Source organism: Saccharopolyspora sp. NPDC003752 (genome assembly GCF_053605825.1).
On record NZ_JBSGJZ010000008.1, the window covers coordinates 168787 to 185252 of the forward strand.

A 16466-nucleotide genomic window follows, 5' to 3' on the forward strand; every position below is an offset into this window, starting at 1 on the left:
ACCAGCGGGTGATCGCGGTGGCGCGCGCGGGCGGCATCACGAGTATTGCGGTGTCAGCGTCCGATTTTCCCAGAAAGGGACGGTTTCGATGCGTCTACGCGCAACTGTCGCCGCCGCACTCGGTGCGGCCGGTCTGCTGCTGTCGCTGCCCGGTTCTGCGCTCGCGGCGGACGGCGAATTCAGCTACTGGGTCGAGGGGACCAACGCGTACCACCAGCGCGCGCTCCTCGACCCGGCCGGGCGGCTCTGCCACCGGCTCGACCTGCCGAACCCGGAAGCCCCGGCCTACGGGGTGCGCAACAACACCGACGCAACGGCGATCGTCTTCCTGGACTCGAACTGCTCCAGCGACGTGTACTACTACATCCTGCAGCCGGGGCAGCAGGCCCCGCGCGACGTCGCGGTGCGTTCCGTGACCTTCTCGCGCTGATCGTCGCAGCGAACCGCACCCGCCCGGCTTCCGGGCGGGTGCGGTTCTGCTATCCGGAGCCGAGTCGCGGTCTCGCCGGGCCGCTGGGGATGCTGAGGCAGCCCATGCACGGCATGCCGGCCGGTTGCGCGGACACCTCGGCGACGTTCGTGGGGATCTCCACGCCGCAGTACGTGAGCCAGCGCTCCGGGGTGCCGGCCTCGGGGGCGACCGCGAGGTGTGCCTGGCGGCTGGCTTCGCTGACGGTCCCGAAGGCGAAGCGCACCACCACGGTGCGGGTCATGACGGGATTCCGTTGAGCCGCTCGGCCGCTCGCAGGCAGTCCGGGCAGGTCGGCCACAGCCAGTCCAGTTCGGTGCGCCCGGCCGTGGAAACGGTCCGCTCGCAAAGGGCGTTGATGGATTCCCCGTCCTGATGGCGCCGCCCGCCCGGCAGCGTTCCCGCGACGGCGTGCCGCTGCTGCTCGGCAGGTTGCCAGTGGTGCTTCGGTCGAAACATCTTCCCCACCTCCGCGGACGGGACTGGCGCGCAGGGGACGCGTGACGCCCGGTGGACGGGCAATGACCCGTTCGGCCCAACGCCTTCCTGCGACAATGATCGACCATTCACCCGAACGGCGGGCGAATCGGGGGTGCCGTGCACGCACAGTGTTCAAAATCGGGTGACGCCGACGGTGGCGCTCCCGCCAGGCGCAGGCGTCCGGCCCCGGTCTTCCGCAATTTCAATGGAAATCGGACCTTCGATTTCCATTGAAATTGCGGCACCGGGCACCGGGCACCGGGCACCGGGCACCGGGCACCGGGCACCGGGCACCGGGCACCGGGCACCGGCAGTGGGCAGTGGGGGCCTGGTCGATCGTGTCGGCGAGCGCCGTCGGGACCGTCGTGATCGGTTTGGGATCCGTTGCGCCCGGGGTGCGTCGTTTTGCGGAGAGGGGCGCGGGGCGTGAGCGCGGTGCGGGGGACGGTGAAGGCCGTTTTTCGCTGCTGTGGCGGCGAATCGGGGTTTGGGCCGACCGCGCACCGACAGCCACTGGGGGGAGGTGCCGTCAGTGCGCGGCCAGCGGCCCAAGGCTACACCCGGCGCCGCGGTGTCCTTCTCCGGCGGGCGCGAACTTGCGGCTGGGACTGGGAAAGCGGTCGGATCGCGCCGCTTCGGGGCAGGAACAGCAGGGCGGCCGCTCCGGCGAGCAGCGCGCAGGCGGCGGCCACCAGGGCGCCCAGGTGCAGCCCTTCGACGAGCAGCCGTGCGCTGACGTCGAAGGCCGGTTGCCGGAGGTCGATCGGGAGCCGGTCGATGATCGACAGATCTCCGCTGGACAGCGGGCCGATCGCGGCCGCCGGGAGCGTCGGGAGCCGGGTGGGCAGTTCCGCCCGCAGGTGCGAGACGAGCAGCGTGCCGCAGGCCGCGACGCCGAACACGCTGCCCAGCTGCCGGAAGGTGTTGGAAATTCCCGATGCGGCACCGGCTTGCTCGGGCGGAACCGCGCTCAGCAGCGCCACGGTGGCCGGCGCGCCGACCAGCGAGACCCCGGCGCCGAGCAGCGCGAGCGCCCACCAGTACTGCTCATAGCCGGTGCCGACGCCGAGCCTGGTGAGGGCCAGCAGGCCGATGGCGGTCAGCGCCGAACCGGCGACGATCGGCGGCCGCGGCCCCAGCTTCGCGGCCAGCACGCTGGCCAGGTACGAGAAGATCATGATCGCCAGGTTCAGCGCGAGGAACCGCAGTCCGGCCGCCGCCGCGCTGAGCCGGTTCACCTGCTGCAGGTAGAGCGTCAGCAGGAAGATGCCGCCGTAGAGGCCGAGCAGGCCGAACAGGTTGACCGCCCCGGCGACCAGCACCACCGGGCTGCGGAACAGCCGGATCGGCACCATCGGGTCGGGATGCCGCAGCTCCCAGCGCACGAAGACGACCAGCCCGGCCGCGGCGACCACTAGCGCGACCACGACGGGCGTGGCCGTCCAGTCGCGCCCGCCTTCGATCAGCGCGTAGGTGAGCGCGGCGATCGACGCGGCGAAGAGCAGCTGTCCCAGTGGATCGAGCGAACGAGTCCCTTGTGGACGGTGTGCCGGGAGCAGGCGTCGGAGGGCGAGCGTGGCGGCCACGCCGACCGGGATGTTCACCCAGAAGATGCTCGGCCAGCCGAAGGCTTCGACCAGTGCGCCGCCGAGCAGCGGTCCGACCGCGAGCGCCAGCCCGCCGATGCCGGCCCAGGTGCCGATGGCCTTCGAGCGCGCTCGCGGATCCGGGAACACCGTGCTGATCAGCGCCAACGACACCGGGATGAGCACGGATCCCGCTGCGCCCTGCAGGATTCGCGCCGCCAGCAATGCCTCGAAGGTCGGCGCGAGAGCGCAGAGCGCGGAGGCGGCGGTGAACGCGACGAGCCCGCCGAGGAACAGCCGCCGGTGGCCGAAGCGGTCGCCGAGGGTGCCCGCGGTGAGCAGCAGCCCGGCGAGCATGAGCGTGTAGCCGGCGATGATCCACTGCAGATCGCCGACGCCGACGCCGAGGTGCGCCTGCACGTCCGGCAGGGCGATGGCGACGATCGTCGCGTCGAGCTGGACCAGGAAGACGCCGCTGCTGATCAGCGCCAGCAGCAGTCGTGGATGGCGTTCGGGGACAAGGGAATTCGGCATTCGGGAGAACCTCGCGGAGTGATCGGACGGCGCGAGCGCGCCGCCGCGAACGCTAACTGAATGATGCTCAGTCAGTCAATGAGCGTGGCTCAGTGAGTGTCGTTCAGTCGGGTGCTATGCTGGCGCCCGCCGCACAGCAGGAAGGTCGCCGAGATGTCCGCACGAATGCCGGCACGCCGCCGCCGGGTGACGATGAGCCCCGAGGACCGGCGCGAAGCGATCCTGCGGGCCGGGACCGAGGTCTTCTCGACCACGGGTTTCGCGCGGGCGACGATGGCGGAGGTCGCCCGGGCGGGCGGGATCGCCCAGGGCACCATCTACCTCTACTTCGAGTCGAAGGAACACCTGCTCGCCGCCGTCTGGGAGCGCTACGTCGAAGGCATCCTGGAGATCGCGGACCGGGTGCTCGCCGGCGACGGGTCGAGGTGGTCCACATTGGATGAACTGTGGGCGGCGCTGCTGGACCACGCGGTGCGCAACGCCGAACTGCACCGCACGGTCTACGGTTCGGCCAACGCCAAGGCCCTGGAGCTGTGCAAGGAGATCAACCGCCGGGTGATCGACCGCATCTGCGACTTCGTCGCCGACGGCGTGCCCGACGGCACCTTCGCGCCGGACGCCCCCACGGCGTTCCGGATCGTCTACCACGGCGTGGACGGCCTCCTCGACGAACTGATCGCCACCGGGGCGGAGATCGACGTCGCGGATCTGACGAAGCGGACCCAGGACCTGACCCGCCGAACCCTGAGCCCTCGGCCCTGAGGGGTTCAGGATCCGCTGTGCAGATCCCGCGCCAGCAGCGCGACGTGCAGTGACACCAGGGATTCCGGCGCGCTCAGCGACACGCCCAGCAGCTGCTCGATGCGTGCCAGCTGGGCGTAGTAGGCGGTCCGGGAGAGGTGCGCCGCCGCCGCTGCCGCGGACTTGTTCCCGCCGTGGCGGCACAGCGATCGCAATGCGTCCAGCAGTCGTTCGTTGGACATGATCGGCCCGAGCTCCCGTTCCGCGAACGCGATCAGTCGCTCGTCGCCGCGCAGCAGGTGCAAGAGTCCGCGCAGCCGCACGTCGTCCAGCCGGTGGAACTCGCGGTCTCCGTCGTCGATGTGCAGCGCCGCCTCCGCGACCTGCGCGGCCTCGGTCAGCGTCCGGCGCGCCCCGGCGATCGAGCCGACGACGCTGCCGGCCGCCACCACCACTTGCAGCGACTGCGTGCCCGTGGACCGGCGGACATCCGCCGCCAAGCGGGTCAGCACGGCATCGGCGTGGGGCGTCCGCAGCGCCACCAGGGCTTGGACGGTGACGTCGTCGACGACGCCCACCAGCACCGGCAGCTTCGCCTTGCGCGCGGCGAGCGCCGTCGCCTCGGCGAGATCCCGCAGCGCCTGCTGGGTTTCCAGCGCCGGCGCGACCGTCGTCGTGGTGCGCGGGCGGACCGCGATGCCCACCAGCGGGCCGTCGAGCGGCACGCCGACGCCCGCGGACCGGGCCGCCAGATCGGCGGTATCGGCGTTGCCCGCGAGCAGTTCGGTGATCAGCGTGCGGTGCGTCTGGCGCTCCAGGCTCTCCCGGTCGCGGGTCGCCAGCCGGTTCACCGCCAGCGCCGACGCCGCCCGCTCGGCGACCACGACGTGCCGGTGCGGCGGCTCCGGCCCGAGCATCACCAGCCGCCCCCAGTCGTCGCCGCGAGCCCCGACCACGGTGGTCAGCCACCGCTGGTCCGGGTCGTAGGAGGTGCGGCCGGACTGCACCACCGAGCGGGACCGCTCCGCCCACTCCGCCAGCAGCGCCCCCGGGTCCTGACCGGCTGAGTCGTAGGCCAGCACCTGGTGGGCGAGCGTCTCCAGCACCACCGGGCGGCCGGCGATCCGCGCCGCTTCCCGCAGCACCGACGCGGGTTCGGCGCCCGAGGTGGTCAGCGCGGTGAACGTTTCGTGGATGGCGTGCGTCGCGCGCAGCTCGGCCAGCTGGGCGTCGCGGATCCGGGCGATCACCGCCTCGGTGACGGCCACGAACTTCGTCTCCTCCGACAGCGTCACCAGCGGCAGGTCGTGCCGGTGCGCCGCGTCCACCAGGGCCGTCGGCACCCGGTCGCGCCACCGGCGCACCAGCTCCACGACCAGCCCGCACGCCCCGACCGCGGCGAGCTCGTCGACGTAGCGCACCAGCTGCGCGGGCTCCTCGGGGAGCGCGATGCCGGTGGTCAGCACCAGCTCGCCGCCGCTGAGCAGCGGGGCGATGTCGGCGATCTCCGCGACGTGCACCCAGCGCACCCGCCCGTCCAGGCCGGAGGCACCGGCCACCACCCGCGGCTTGCCGCGCCGCAGGACCGGCAGCTCCAGCACCTCGGACACGGTCGGCAGCGCCAGCACGTCCGGCGAGGTCGGTTTCATCGCGGCATCCATGGTGCACAAACCGTAATGCCTGCGGCACCAGATGAGTACAGGTTGTCCGTGGAAGCGGCCGCCGCGGCCGACCAGACTGGCCGCAGCGGCACGCACGACCGCCGCGGAAGAACCGGCCGCCCTGGAGGGAAGAGGACGCTGATGACGGAATCCTTGCTGGCCAGGCACCGCGCCGCCATGCCCAGCTGGCTGGCGCTCTACTACGACGAGCCCATCGAGATCGTCGCGGGCGAGGGACGGCACGTCACCGACGCCGACGGCAACACCTACCTGGACTTCTTCGCCGGGATCCTGACCAACGCCATCGGCTACGACGTCGCCGAGATCAGCGACGCGATCCGCCGCCAGGTCGACACCGGCATCCTGCACACCTCGACGCTCTACCTGATCCGGCAGCAGGTGGAGCTGGCCGAGCGGATCGGCGAGCTGTCCGGGATGACCAACCCCAAGGTGTTCTTCACCGGCTCCGGCACCGAGGCGAACGAGACCGCGCTCATGCTCGCCACCCAGTACCGGCGCAGCAACCAGGTCCTCGCGCTGCGCAACTCCTACCACGGGCGGGCCTTCGGGACCCTCGGCGTGACCGGCAACCGCGGTTGGTCGGCCAGCTCGTTGTCGCCGGTGAAGGTCAGCTACGTGCACGGCGGCTACCGCTACCGCAGCCCGTTCCGGGACCTCTCCGACGCCGACTACATCGCCGCCTGTGTCGACGACCTGCGCGAGGTCATCGAGACCACCACCGCCGGCGACGTGGCCTGCATGATCGCCGAGCCGATCCAGGGCGTCGGCGGCTTCGCCACCCCGCCCGACGGGCTGTTCGGCGCCTTCGCCGAGGTCCTGGAGGAGTACGGGATCCTGCTGATCTCCGACGAGGTGCAGACCGGCTGGGGCCGCACCGGCGAGCACTTCTGGGGCATCCAGGCGCACGGCGTGGTGCCCGCGGCGATGACCTTCGCCAAGGGCCTGGGCAACGGGCTGGCCATCGGCGGGGTGGTCGCGGAGGCGGAGCTGATGGACTGCCTGACCGCCAACTCGATCTCCACCTTCGGCGGCAACCCGATCTCCACCGCCGGCGCCGGGGCCGCCCTGGCCTACCTGCTCGACCACGACCTGCAGGGCAACGCCGCGAAGCTCGGCGCCCAGCTGCTCGACGGCCTGCGGGCGCACGCCCAGCGGTGCCCGCTGATCGGCGACGTGCGGGGCAAGGGCTTGATGATCGGCGTCGAGCTCGTCGAACCCGGCACCCGCACGCCCGCCGCCGCGTCGGCCACGCGGGTGATGGACCTGGCGAAGCGGCACGGGCTGTTGGTAGGCAAGGGCGGGCTGCACGGGAACGTCCTGCGCCTGGCGCCGCCGATGACGCTGACCGAGGAGGAGGCGGCGCAGGCGCTGCAGATCCTCACCGAAACAATCTCGCTGGCCGAGCAGGAGCTCCACGCATGACAGAACTGATCAGGCACTGGATCGCGGGCAAGCCCGCCGACGTGGCCCCGCAGCGCAGCGGGGAGGTCTTCGACCCCGCCACCGGGCAGGTGACCAAGCGGGTCGCGTTCGCCGGGGAGTCCGATGTGGACGCCGCGGTCACGGCGGCCGCCGAGGCGCTCAAGAGCTGGCGGCGCGCGTCGCTGGCGAAGCGGTCCAACGTGCTGTTCGCCTTCCGCGAACTGCTCAACCAGCGCAAGGGCGAGCTGGCCGAGATCATCACCGCCGAGCACGGCAAGGTCGTCTCCGACGCCGCCGGCGAGGTGCAGCGCGGCTTGGAGAACGTCGAGTACGCCTGCGGCATCCCCAACCTGCTCAAGGGCGGCTTCTCGGAGAACGCCTCGACGAGCGTGGACGTGCACTCGGTGCGGCAGCCGGTGGGCGTCGTCGGGGTGATCTCGCCGTTCAACTTCCCGGCCATGGTGCCGCTGTGGTTCGTGCCGGGCGCCATCGCCTGCGGCAACGCCGTGGTGCTCAAGCCAAGCGAGAAGGACCCGTCGGCGGCGAACTTCATCGCCGGGCTGTGGCAGGAGGCCGGGCTGCCCGACGGCGTGTTCAACGTGGTGCACGGCGACAAGGTCGCGGTCGACGCGCTGCTGGCGCACCCGGTGGTGAAGGCGGTGTCGTTCGTCGGCTCCACGCCGGTGGCGCGCTACGTCTACGAGACCGGCACCGGCAACGGCAAGCGGGTGCAGGCGCTCGGCGGGGCGAAGAACCACATGGTGGTGCTGCCCGACGCCGACCTCGACCTGGCCGCGGACGCCGCGGTGTCGGCGGGGTTCGGCTCGGCGGGGGAGCGGTGCATGGCGATCTCCGCGGTCGTCGCCGTCGACCCGGTCGGCGACGAGCTCGTCGCCAAGATCGCGGAGCGGATGGCCAAGCTCAGCGTCGGCGACGGGCGCCGCGGCTGCGACATGGGCCCGCTGGTCACCGCCGCCCACCGGGACCGCGTGACGTCCTATGTGGACGCCGGTGTCGAGGCGGGTGCGGAGCTGGTGGTGGATGGGCGCGGCGTGCGGGTCGACGGCGGGGACGACGGGTTCTGGCTGGGGCCGACGCTGTTCGACCGCGTGGGCACCGACATGTCGATCTACACCGACGAGATCTTCGGCCCCGTCCTGTCGGTGCTCCGGGTGCCGGGCTACGACTCGGCGATCGAGGTGCTCAACAACAACCCGTACGGCAACGGCACGGCGGTGTTCACCGAGAACGGCGGCGCCGCGCGGCAGTTCTGCGAGGAGGTCGAGGTCGGCATGATCGGCGTGAACGTGCCGATCCCGGTGCCGGTGTCGTACTACTCGTTCGGCGGCTGGAAGGACTCGCTGTTCGGCGACGCGCACGCCTACGGCCCGGACGGCATCCAGTTCTACACCCGCACGAAGGTGGTCACCACGCGGTGGCCGGACCCGTCCCACGGCGGCGTCAACCTCGGGTTCCCGCAGAACAGCTGAAGTCGGGCCGCGCGCCCTCCCGGCAGGTGTCGTGAGTGGCAGTGGTCGCCCCGGCGGCCACGTCCACTCACGACACCTGCGCGACAACGGTGCAACAGCTGAATAAAGGAGTGGCATGTCGGAGCTGATCTACCTCAGTGCGACCGAAGCGCGCGCGTTGTTCGCCAAGCGCGCGTTATCACCGGTGGAGCTGCTGCAGGCGCTGATCGAGCGCACCGAGCAGGTCGAGCCCACGGTGAACGCCTTCACCGAGCGGCTCTTCGACGAGGCCCTGGCGGCCGCCGCGCAGGCCGAGGCCCGGTACCTGGGCAAGGGGCCCGCGCCCCGGCCGCTGGAGGGGATCCCGGTCGCCGCCAAGGAGAAGCACGCCATCGCGGGCCGGTCGCTGACCGAGGGATCCTTGATCAACAAGGGCGGCGTGGCCGCCGAGAACGCCCCGGTCATCGACCGAGTCCTGGACGCGGGCGGCATCATCCACGCCCGCACCACCACGCCGGAGTTCAGCATCTCAGCGTTCACCCACACGCCGATGTGGGGCGTCACCCGCAACCCGTGGAACCCGGACTACACGCCCGGCGGCTCCTCCGGCGGGTCCGCCGCCGCGCTCGCCGCCGGAACGGCACTGCTGGCCACGGCCTCCGACATCGGCGGCTCCACCCGGATTCCCGCCGCCTTCACCGGAATCGTCGGGTTCAAGGCCCCCTACGGCCGGATTCCCGGCACTCCGCCGCTGTCGATGGACTTCTACCGCGGCGACGGCCCGCTGGCCCGCACCGTCGACGACGCGATCCTGTTCGCCAACGCGCTGATCGGCCCGGACCCGCGCGACCACACGTCGTTGCGGCCCCGCATCGCGCTGCCCACCGAGTACGAACCGGCCGCCGGGATGCGGGTGGCGCTGTGCGTGCGCCTCGGTGACTACGACGTCAAGCCCGACGTCGAGCGAAACACCCGCGCGGTCGCCGACGCGCTGGCGCAGGCCGGTGTGGTCGTGGAGGAGATCGAACTGCCCTGGACCCGCGCGGAGATCGGCCGGGCCACCGGCAAGCACTTCGGCACCATCTTCGGCGCGCTGGTCCAGGACGTCGTCGGCGACCGGCGCGACCTCGTCGCGCCCTACACCGCGGCGTTCCTGGGCTGGGCGGCGAAGGCCGCGGACCGGGGCGGCTTCCTCGACGGGCTGCGGATCGAGACCCGCATGCAGCGCGAGCTCGCCGAGGCGATGTCCGGTTTCGACGCCCTGCTGTGCCCGACCGCGGCGATTCCGGCGCTGCCGGCCGGGGACGACCTGATCGGCGAGTTCGAAGTGGACGGTCACCGCTTCGCCCGGTACTCCGACGCGACGCTGACGACCCCGTTCAACATCAACAACCGGTGTCCCGTGCTCGCGGTGCCGAGCGGCCACGGCGACAACGGCGTGCCCACCGGTGTGCAGATCGTCGGCCACACCTACGACGACGCCACGGTGTTCCGGCTGGGCAAGGAACTGGAGCGGGTCCGGCCGTGGGCGTACACGGAAAGCCACCGCCCGGCGCTCTAGCGCGACGCCGATCGCTCGGCGGAGGCGATGCCGGCCTCGCCGGGCGGATCGTCGGAACGAGTCGAGGGCCCCGCCCGGGACGATCGGCAACCGGTGATCTCCGGCGAGATCGCGGTACCCGGCGCGGGGGCTCGGGGCATCTCCTACGCTCGCGGGCATGCCCGCACTCAGTCCTCGGTCCGTCCTGGAAGGCCGCAGCACCAACCGCGCGCCGATACCGCTGATCATCGGCTTGGTCGTGTCCGGTTTCTGCCTGCTGCTGGCGCTGGCCTTCTACCTGCTGCAGGGCGGGCCGGTGAACGTGGTGATCGGCACCGCGCTGGCGCTGCCGACCGCCGTCGTGCTCATCGGTCTGATCCTGCTCATCGACCGGCTGGAGCCGGAGCCGCAGCTCAACCTGTGGCTGGCGTTCGGCTGGGGCGCCGGGGTGGCCATCATCGGCGCACTGGTCGTGAACACCGGCAGCGAGATCCTGATGGCTCCGGCGCTGGGCGCGGAGGCCGCCTCGGTGGTCACGGTGTCGATCGTCGCGCCGGTGGTCGAGGAGAGCTTCAAGGGTGCGCTGCTGCTGTACCTGCTGTGGGTGCGGCGGCACGAGATCGACGGGCCGACCGACGGCATCGTCTACGCCGGGATGTGCGGGCTGGGCTTCGCGCTGGTCGAGAACGTCCTCTACTACATGCAGGGCCTGGGCGCCGAGACCGGTGAGATCTGGGGCACGGTGCTGATCCGCGGCGTGATCGCGCCGCTGGGACACCCGATGTACACCGCGATGACCGGGCTCGGCGTCGCCTACGCCGCGACGCACCGGGGCGTGGGCCGGTTCTTCGCCGTGGTCGGCGGTTGGTGCGGGGCGGTCTTCCTGCACGCCCTGTGGAACGGCAGCCTGACGTTCGCGGGCTTCCCGGGCATGGTGGTGGCGTATCTGGTGCAGTTCCTGGTGCTGATCGCGCTGGTCGTGATCGTGGTGCTGGACCGCAAGCGGCTGGTGCACCTGATCCGCAAGTACCTGCCCGCCTACATCCCGAGCGGCCTGGTGCAGCCGCGGGACGTGCAGATGCTCGGCAGCCTCGCCGGCCGCCGGCAGGCGAGACACTGGGCGCGCGCGCAGGCGGGCGCGACCGGGGCGCGGGCGATGGGCGACTACCAGCTGGCGGCCACCGAACTCGCACTCTTGCACGCGCACGCCGAGAAGGAGACGATCCCGCCGGAGAAGTTCTTCGCCAGGCGGGAGGCGATCTTGGGGTTGATGCGGGCTGCACGGGACGCCTTCTTCCGGCGGCTGCCGCAGGCGCCTCCGCCGCCGTGGGCCCGCCAGGAGCGGTCGGGCTTCTTCGCGCCGCCCGCGCAGCTCGCGGCGGGCCAGCTGCCGGCCTACCAGCCGCGCGCCCGCAGCCGCCCGGGCCCGCAGCCGCCCGGCGGGCACCGGCCGCCGGGACGTCCGCCGCAGCCGCCGGGGCCGAACGGCCCGCGCCCCGGCGGTCCCTGGGGCCCGAGGTGAGCGTCAGATCGTGCGGATTCGCGGCCACAGCGCGGGCCACGGCTGCAACGGGTCCTGGTAGAGCGTGATCGTGTTGCCCTCCGCCACGTTCACCAGGCCCGTCTCGACCTCGCCGAGTTCCCGCGATCGTCCGAAGTGGACCGAAAGCGGGTTCCCGCTCCCGACGTAGAGCACGGAGTCGGCGGTTTCCGGTGGTGCCCCGAAGAACCAGTAGCCGCGGTGCGGGCTGTAGGCGCGGGGCAGGCCCGCTTTCCGGCCGAGGACGTCGAGCGCTCCCGCCAGGTAGTAGTTCTCGGCGACGATCGCCGTGCGGCGCTGCTGCTCGGCCGGGAGCGCTCGGTAGGCGCGGGCGACCGCTTCGGTGAGTTCGGGCCAGCCGGTTTCGTAGAGGCGGACGTAGCTCGGCAGCTCGGGATGGCGGGCCAGGAAGCCCAGCGGGTAGACCGGCAGCAGCGACAGCGGCAGGACCGCCGAGAGCAGGTAGGCGGGCCACAGCAGCTTTCCCATGCGGCGCTGCAAGCCGGTGGCCGCCGCGGCGAACAGCAGCCCGAACAGGCCCGCGACGTAGTTCGGTCGGCCGCCAGCGGCCAGGAAGAACAGGAACACCGCGATCGCGGCCCAGCCGAGGAATCGGAACGGCAGCAGCTCCGGGGCCCGCAGGAGCCGCAGGGCGCCGTAGCAGCAGCACGCGGCGCCCACCAGCAGGCCCGCGTAGAACAGTGCCGTCGGCACCATGAGCAGCCGGTCGTTCTCGTTGTTCACCGCGGTGCCCATCGCGAGGGCGGGCCAGCCGTGGCGGGCCTGCCACCACAGCGTCGGGGCCGCCGTGACCAGCGGGATCGCGGCGGCGAGCCACAGCGCCGGCCGGGCGAAGAGGGATCGCGGGCCGGTGATCGCGATGCTCACCAGCAGCGCCGCGATCAGCACGAGCACCTGGAACTTCGTCTGCACCGCCAGGGCGGTGATCAGGCCGACGCCGAGCAGCAGCCGGTCGCGGTCGACACCGCCGTGCCGGAGCCGCGCCCAGCGGGCCAGCAACCAGAGGACGGTCGTCCACTGGAGCAGCTCCATCGTGGACGCCGTGAGCCAGTGGCCGTTGAGCAGGATCCACGGCGAGAGCGGATACGCCGCTGCGGCGAGGACCTGGGCACGCCGGCTCCCGCCCAGCTCCCGCGCCATGAGCGCCGTGACGATCGCGCCGAGCGCCGTGGCGACGGCCGGGAGCAGCCGGAAGGCGAACAGGGAACCGGGGAACGCCCGGTCCAGGAACGCGGCGAGGAGCGGGACCAGCGGCTGCTGGTCCATGTACCCCCAGTCGGGGTAGTACTTCCCGGCGGCCAGGAAGTAGAGCTCGTCGGTGACGTAGTCGTAGCGGGTCGCCAGGGCGAGCAGGAGCGCGAGGGTCGACGCGGCGACGACCGGCACCGCGGCGCGGGCGAACGGCGGGAGGGCGCGGGGGATGCGGTCGGTGGTCTCCGCGGCGGCGGTGCTGGAACTCGCGCTCATCTGCCCCCCTGGCCTCGCGCGTTTCGCGACGCAGTTTAGTTGCGGCACCGGGCCGCGGTGCCGATCTCGGGTTCCCGCGCGCGGCGCGGGCACGCCTGTTCGAACCGGCGGGCAACGACGTGCCGGGATTGCCGGATTGGGCTACAAACGGGCGCATGGCGGAAAACCCGAACGACGACCTGTCCGCCCTTCAGCCGGGCCAGGTCGAGTCCAAGGACAACGGGGAGCGGTTCGGCCGCTCGGCGGGCGGGTGCCTGGTGCAGCTGCGCCGCCGGATCTCCGAGCCGGGGTTCGTCGTCACCGTGGACGCCGAGCCGCGGCCGGACGTGCCGACCGAGCTGATCACCCACGAATGGGCGGCGGCCAACGCCGCGTTCGACCGGTACATGCACGAGTACTGACGCAACAGTCCACAAAGGAATTCTGGGTTCGAGCGCAAGTCTTCCTGTCGCCCGCAGGCGCGATGACTCGCGCTGGAGGTCTTGCGGCCACACCTGAGTTGGATTCAATATACGTTCCACTTCTGCCGCTTGTTGTATCCGCGCGTGTGGTGGGCTTGGGAGTTGGAAGTTTGTCATCGGCCGCGGTGGCCGGTCGACGGTTGATCTCAGCCGGCATGGGTAAGAGCCCTTGCCCGCACCCCAGCCTGATCATCTCCATGTGGCGCGGGGTCTACCGGTAGGTGTCGGGTGGAGGCGCATTGTGAGGAAGACCATCGTTGAGATCGCAGCCTTGAAAGCTCGGCAGGCTCGCCGCCGTGCGGACTGGAATCACAAGCTCACCACCGATCTGGCCCACAACCACGGCTTGATCGCGGTAGAGGACTTGAACGTTCGCAATATGATCCGCTCGGCACGCGGCACTGTCGAACAGCCCGGCCGCAACGTCCGTCAGAAGGCCGGACTGAATCGCACGATCGTTGATCAGGGATGGTTTGAGATCCGCCGTCAGCTTGGCTACAAGACCTGTGGCCGCGGTGGTGAGCTGGTCTTGGTACCGGCCTGTGGGACTTCGCAGACCTGCTCGAAGTGTCAGGTACGGGACCCCGAATCGAGGCAAGGATGTGGCCGCTTGTTTGCTTGTGTCCGATGTGGACACACCGAGCATGCCGACCGCAATGCCGCACTCAACATCCTTGACCGAGCTCTTAGCGCCGCCGGTCGGGCGGGATCTTCCACGAGCGGTCGCGGAAGATCGCAGAGCACGCGCAGTCCACTCTGTGGGCGAGGCTCCCGCATGGGTGGTCGGTTGCGTGAACCATCCCCCTGGTCACCGAAGGGTGGCTAGGAGGAATCTCTTGCTCTCGGGCGGGAGAGGACGTCAAGGGAAGGGGGCTGTCGCGTGAGCACCCCGCTGGTGAAGCTCAGGGACGTGCGCAAGTCGTTCGGTTCGGTGGAGGTGCTGCGCGGCATCGACCTGGAGGTCGACTCCGGCGAGGTGTGCTGCATCATCGGCCCCAGCGGTTGCGGCAAGTCGACGCTGCTGCGCTGGAACGTGTCGGGTTGGCGGCCCGGGAGGACGCCTACCCGGGCCAGCTCTCCGGCGGGCAGCAGCAGCGGGTGGCGATCGCCCGGGCGCTGGCCATGCGCCCCAAGGTGATGTTGTTCGACGAGCCGACCTCGGCGCTGGACCCCGAGCTGGTCGGCGAGGTGCTGGCGACCATGCGCGACCTGGCCGCCGACGGGATGACGATGCTGCTGGTCACCCACGAGATCGGCTTCGCCCGCGAGGTCGGCACCACGCTGGTCTTCATGGACGAGGGCACCATCGTCGAACACGGCGACCCGCGCGAGATCATCGCCGCCCCGAGCCACGAACGCACCAGGTCGTTCCTGTCGAAGGTGCTGTGACCCTGCGATCTCCAGCGAGGTTTTTCCAACCTCGTTCTGCGCGGCGGTGCGGGTAGCGGAACCTCAGAGGCTCCCTGGTCTGTGGGTGCCCTGACTTATGTATGTCCAATACACGGCGTCAGGGCCGTCCTCGCCAGGAAGCCTCTGAGAACCCGCGGCGGTGCCGGTTGCAAGGGTGGGCTATGCGCCTGCGGCGCATGCGACACCCCATCGACGTGCACCTTTGCGGCCCGCAGCTGCGGGTCGACCAGGATGAAAAGCGCTCATTGAAACCGGACCTCTGATTTCCCTTGAGATCGCGGGGTCCGACCATCCGGTGCAAATTCACGGACAGGGGCCGAGAGAATGACCGCAAGCAACCTGGACGCCCAGGTCGGCATCATCGGGACCGGCACGATCGGCAGCATGCTCGCCTGGCAGCTGGCGCGCCGCGGAGTCGACGTGCTGGCCTTCGAGCAGTTCTCGCCCGGCCACGACCGCGGCGCGGTGGGCGGCGAGACGCGCCTGTTCCGGCTCGCCTACGCCGAAGGCGCGCAGTACGTGCCACTGCTGCGCGATTCGCTGCGGCTGTGGCGGGAACTCGAAGCGGAGTCGGGGGACGGCATCCTCACGCAGTGCGGCGGTCTGGCGATCGGCGACCCCGCGGAGGATTACATCTCCGGGCTGGTCGAGAGCGCCCGCGAGACCGGGGTCGCGGTCGAGGTGCTGTCGAAAGACCAAGCCGCCCAACGGTATCCGCAGCACCGGCTGTGCGACGGCGAGGTCGCGGTGCTCGACGAGCAGGCCGGTTTCCTGCGCTGCGAGCAGGCTGTGCTGAGCGCCACCCGGGTAGCGGAAGGGGCCGGGGCGGGGGTGCTGCGCTACACGGAGGTCACCAGCATCGCCGAAGACGGCGACGGCGTTCTGGTGCACACCACGGGTGGCACGCATCGGGTCGGTGAAGTCGTGGTGTGCGCGGGCTCGTGGGCATCGCGGTTCCTGCCCGGGGCGCTGGCCGCGGCGGTGGAGCCCCGGCGGGTCCTGCTCACCTGGTTCGGGGCCGAGGCCATCGACGACTACCGGCCGGAGCGCTTCCCGATCTTCATCCACCACGACGGCGGAGTGCACGTCTACGGAACGCCCACAGTGGACGGTGTCATGGTGAAGGTCGCCGGGGCGGTCACCTCGCACGTGGTGCCGGAACCGGCGGCGGTCGACCGGCGGCACAGCCTCCCCGAGATCCGCACCATCGCGAGCGCGGTCCGGCAGATGCTGCCGGGCCTGCACCCGGAGCCGGTGCGGACGGACGCGTTCACCGACCTGTTCACCACCGACGGCAAGCCGCTGGTCGGCCGCATCGGCGATGGACGGGTCGTGCTGGCCACCGGGCACTCCGGGCGCGGCTTCAAGTACGCACCCGGCATCGCCGCGGTGGTGGCCGACGCGCTGACCGGCAAGGCCGACCTGCCGGGATTCCTTGCACCGGAACGGTTCTGAGGCCGTGACCCGCGTGCAACGGGCAGCCGACAGCGGCCACCTCCTCTCGGCCCAGGGCATATTGGCCGGGCGCCGGTTCGTGCTCCGCGACGTTCGGAGCCCGAGCCGAGCGGGCCTGGCGGCCATCCCCGAGGTATCGCGGGTGCCGGTCGGGCCGGGACACCGCAGACGCCCCGCGTGCTCCGGGCA

Annotated in this window: 14 protein-coding genes and 1 pseudogene; 10 read left to right on the plus strand and 5 right to left on the minus strand. The window is 71.2% G+C overall.

Going from position 1 to position 16466, the window contains the following annotated elements; translation table 11 throughout:
• The first annotated feature begins 88 nt into the window (after positions 1-88).
• Positions 89-430 (plus strand): hypothetical protein, encoded by a 342-nt coding sequence (locus ACWEV3_RS13250; RefSeq protein ID WP_452614073.1) that lies wholly within the window; start codon positions 89-91, stop codon positions 428-430.
• 49 nt (positions 431-479) lie between these two features.
• Here ACWEV3_RS13250 and ACWEV3_RS13255 read toward each other — a convergent pair whose 3' ends face one another.
• The 3 genes from ACWEV3_RS13255 to ACWEV3_RS13265 form a co-directional block, all read right to left on the minus strand.
• Positions 480-713 (minus strand): hypothetical protein, encoded by a 234-nt coding sequence (locus tag ACWEV3_RS13255; protein WP_452614074.1) that lies wholly within the window; start codon positions 711-713, stop codon positions 480-482.
• Entirely contained in the window at positions 710-928 is a 219-nt protein-coding gene (locus tag ACWEV3_RS13260; protein ID WP_452614075.1) for a zinc finger protein, read from the minus strand. Before ACWEV3_RS13260 ends, ACWEV3_RS13255 begins: the two co-directional genes overlap by 4 nt.
• A 575-nt stretch (positions 929-1503) precedes the next feature.
• Positions 1504-3069 (minus strand): MFS transporter, encoded by a 1566-nt coding sequence (locus ACWEV3_RS13265; RefSeq protein WP_452614076.1) that lies wholly within the window; start codon positions 3067-3069, stop codon positions 1504-1506.
• A 153-nt stretch (positions 3070-3222) separates the two neighbouring features.
• Here ACWEV3_RS13265 and ACWEV3_RS13270 point away from each other — a divergent pair, with 153 nt between their 5' ends.
• On the plus strand, positions 3223-3831 hold the full coding sequence (locus tag ACWEV3_RS13270) for a TetR/AcrR family transcriptional regulator (protein ID WP_452614077.1): 609 nt from the start codon (positions 3223-3225) through the stop codon (positions 3829-3831).
• Between the two features lie 5 nt (positions 3832-3836).
• Here the strand turns inward: ACWEV3_RS13270 and ACWEV3_RS13275 are convergent, their stop codons facing one another.
• The gene (locus ACWEV3_RS13275; protein ID WP_452614078.1) at positions 3837-5459 is read right to left on the minus strand and encodes a PucR family transcriptional regulator; all 1623 of its coding nucleotides are present in this window, start codon (positions 5457-5459) and stop codon (positions 3837-3839) included.
• 153 nt (positions 5460-5612) lie between these two features.
• Here ACWEV3_RS13275 and ACWEV3_RS13280 point away from each other — a divergent pair, with 153 nt between their 5' ends.
• From ACWEV3_RS13280 to ACWEV3_RS13295, 4 genes are all read left to right on the plus strand, one after another.
• Positions 5613-6914, plus strand: coding sequence for an aspartate aminotransferase family protein (locus ACWEV3_RS13280; protein ID WP_452614079.1), 1302 nt, complete (start codon positions 5613-5615; stop codon positions 6912-6914).
• Positions 6911-8404, plus strand: a complete 1494-nt coding sequence (locus ACWEV3_RS13285; RefSeq protein ID WP_452614080.1) for a CoA-acylating methylmalonate-semialdehyde dehydrogenase — start codon at positions 6911-6913, stop codon at positions 8402-8404. Before ACWEV3_RS13280 ends, ACWEV3_RS13285 begins: the two co-directional genes overlap by 4 nt.
• Positions 8405-8519: 115 nt before the next feature.
• Positions 8520-9944 (plus strand): amidase, encoded by a 1425-nt coding sequence (locus ACWEV3_RS13290; protein WP_452614081.1) that lies wholly within the window; start codon positions 8520-8522, stop codon positions 9942-9944.
• A gap of 157 nt (positions 9945-10101) precedes the next feature.
• Positions 10102-11445, plus strand: coding sequence for a PrsW family intramembrane metalloprotease (locus ACWEV3_RS13295; protein WP_452614082.1), 1344 nt, complete (start codon positions 10102-10104; stop codon positions 11443-11445).
• 3 nt (positions 11446-11448) lie between these two features.
• Here the strand turns inward: ACWEV3_RS13295 and ACWEV3_RS13300 are convergent, their stop codons facing one another.
• Positions 11449-12951 (minus strand): ArnT family glycosyltransferase, encoded by a 1503-nt coding sequence (locus tag ACWEV3_RS13300; RefSeq protein WP_452614083.1) that lies wholly within the window; start codon positions 12949-12951, stop codon positions 11449-11451.
• A 155-nt stretch (positions 12952-13106) separates the two neighbouring features.
• On the opposite strand from ACWEV3_RS13300, the gene ACWEV3_RS13305 reads away from it, so the two are divergent.
• From ACWEV3_RS13305 to solA, 4 genes and pseudogenes are all read left to right on the plus strand, one after another.
• Positions 13107-13352 (plus strand): hypothetical protein, encoded by a 246-nt coding sequence (locus tag ACWEV3_RS13305; RefSeq protein WP_452614084.1) that lies wholly within the window; start codon positions 13107-13109, stop codon positions 13350-13352.
• Positions 13353-13653: 301 nt separating this feature from the next.
• Positions 13654-14238 (plus strand): RNA-guided endonuclease InsQ/TnpB family protein, encoded by a 585-nt coding sequence (locus ACWEV3_RS13310; RefSeq protein ID WP_452614085.1) that lies wholly within the window; start codon positions 13654-13656, stop codon positions 14236-14238.
• Between the two features lie 54 nt (positions 14239-14292).
• A pseudogene (locus tag ACWEV3_RS13315) lies at positions 14293-14801 on the plus strand (amino acid ABC transporter ATP-binding protein).
• Positions 14802-15146: 345 nt separating this feature from the next.
• Positions 15147-16277: an N-methyl-L-tryptophan oxidase gene (solA, locus tag ACWEV3_RS13320; protein WP_452614086.1), complete on the plus strand. Its 1131-nt coding sequence runs from the start codon at positions 15147-15149 to the stop codon at positions 16275-16277.
• Positions 16278-16466 lie beyond the last annotated feature (189 nt).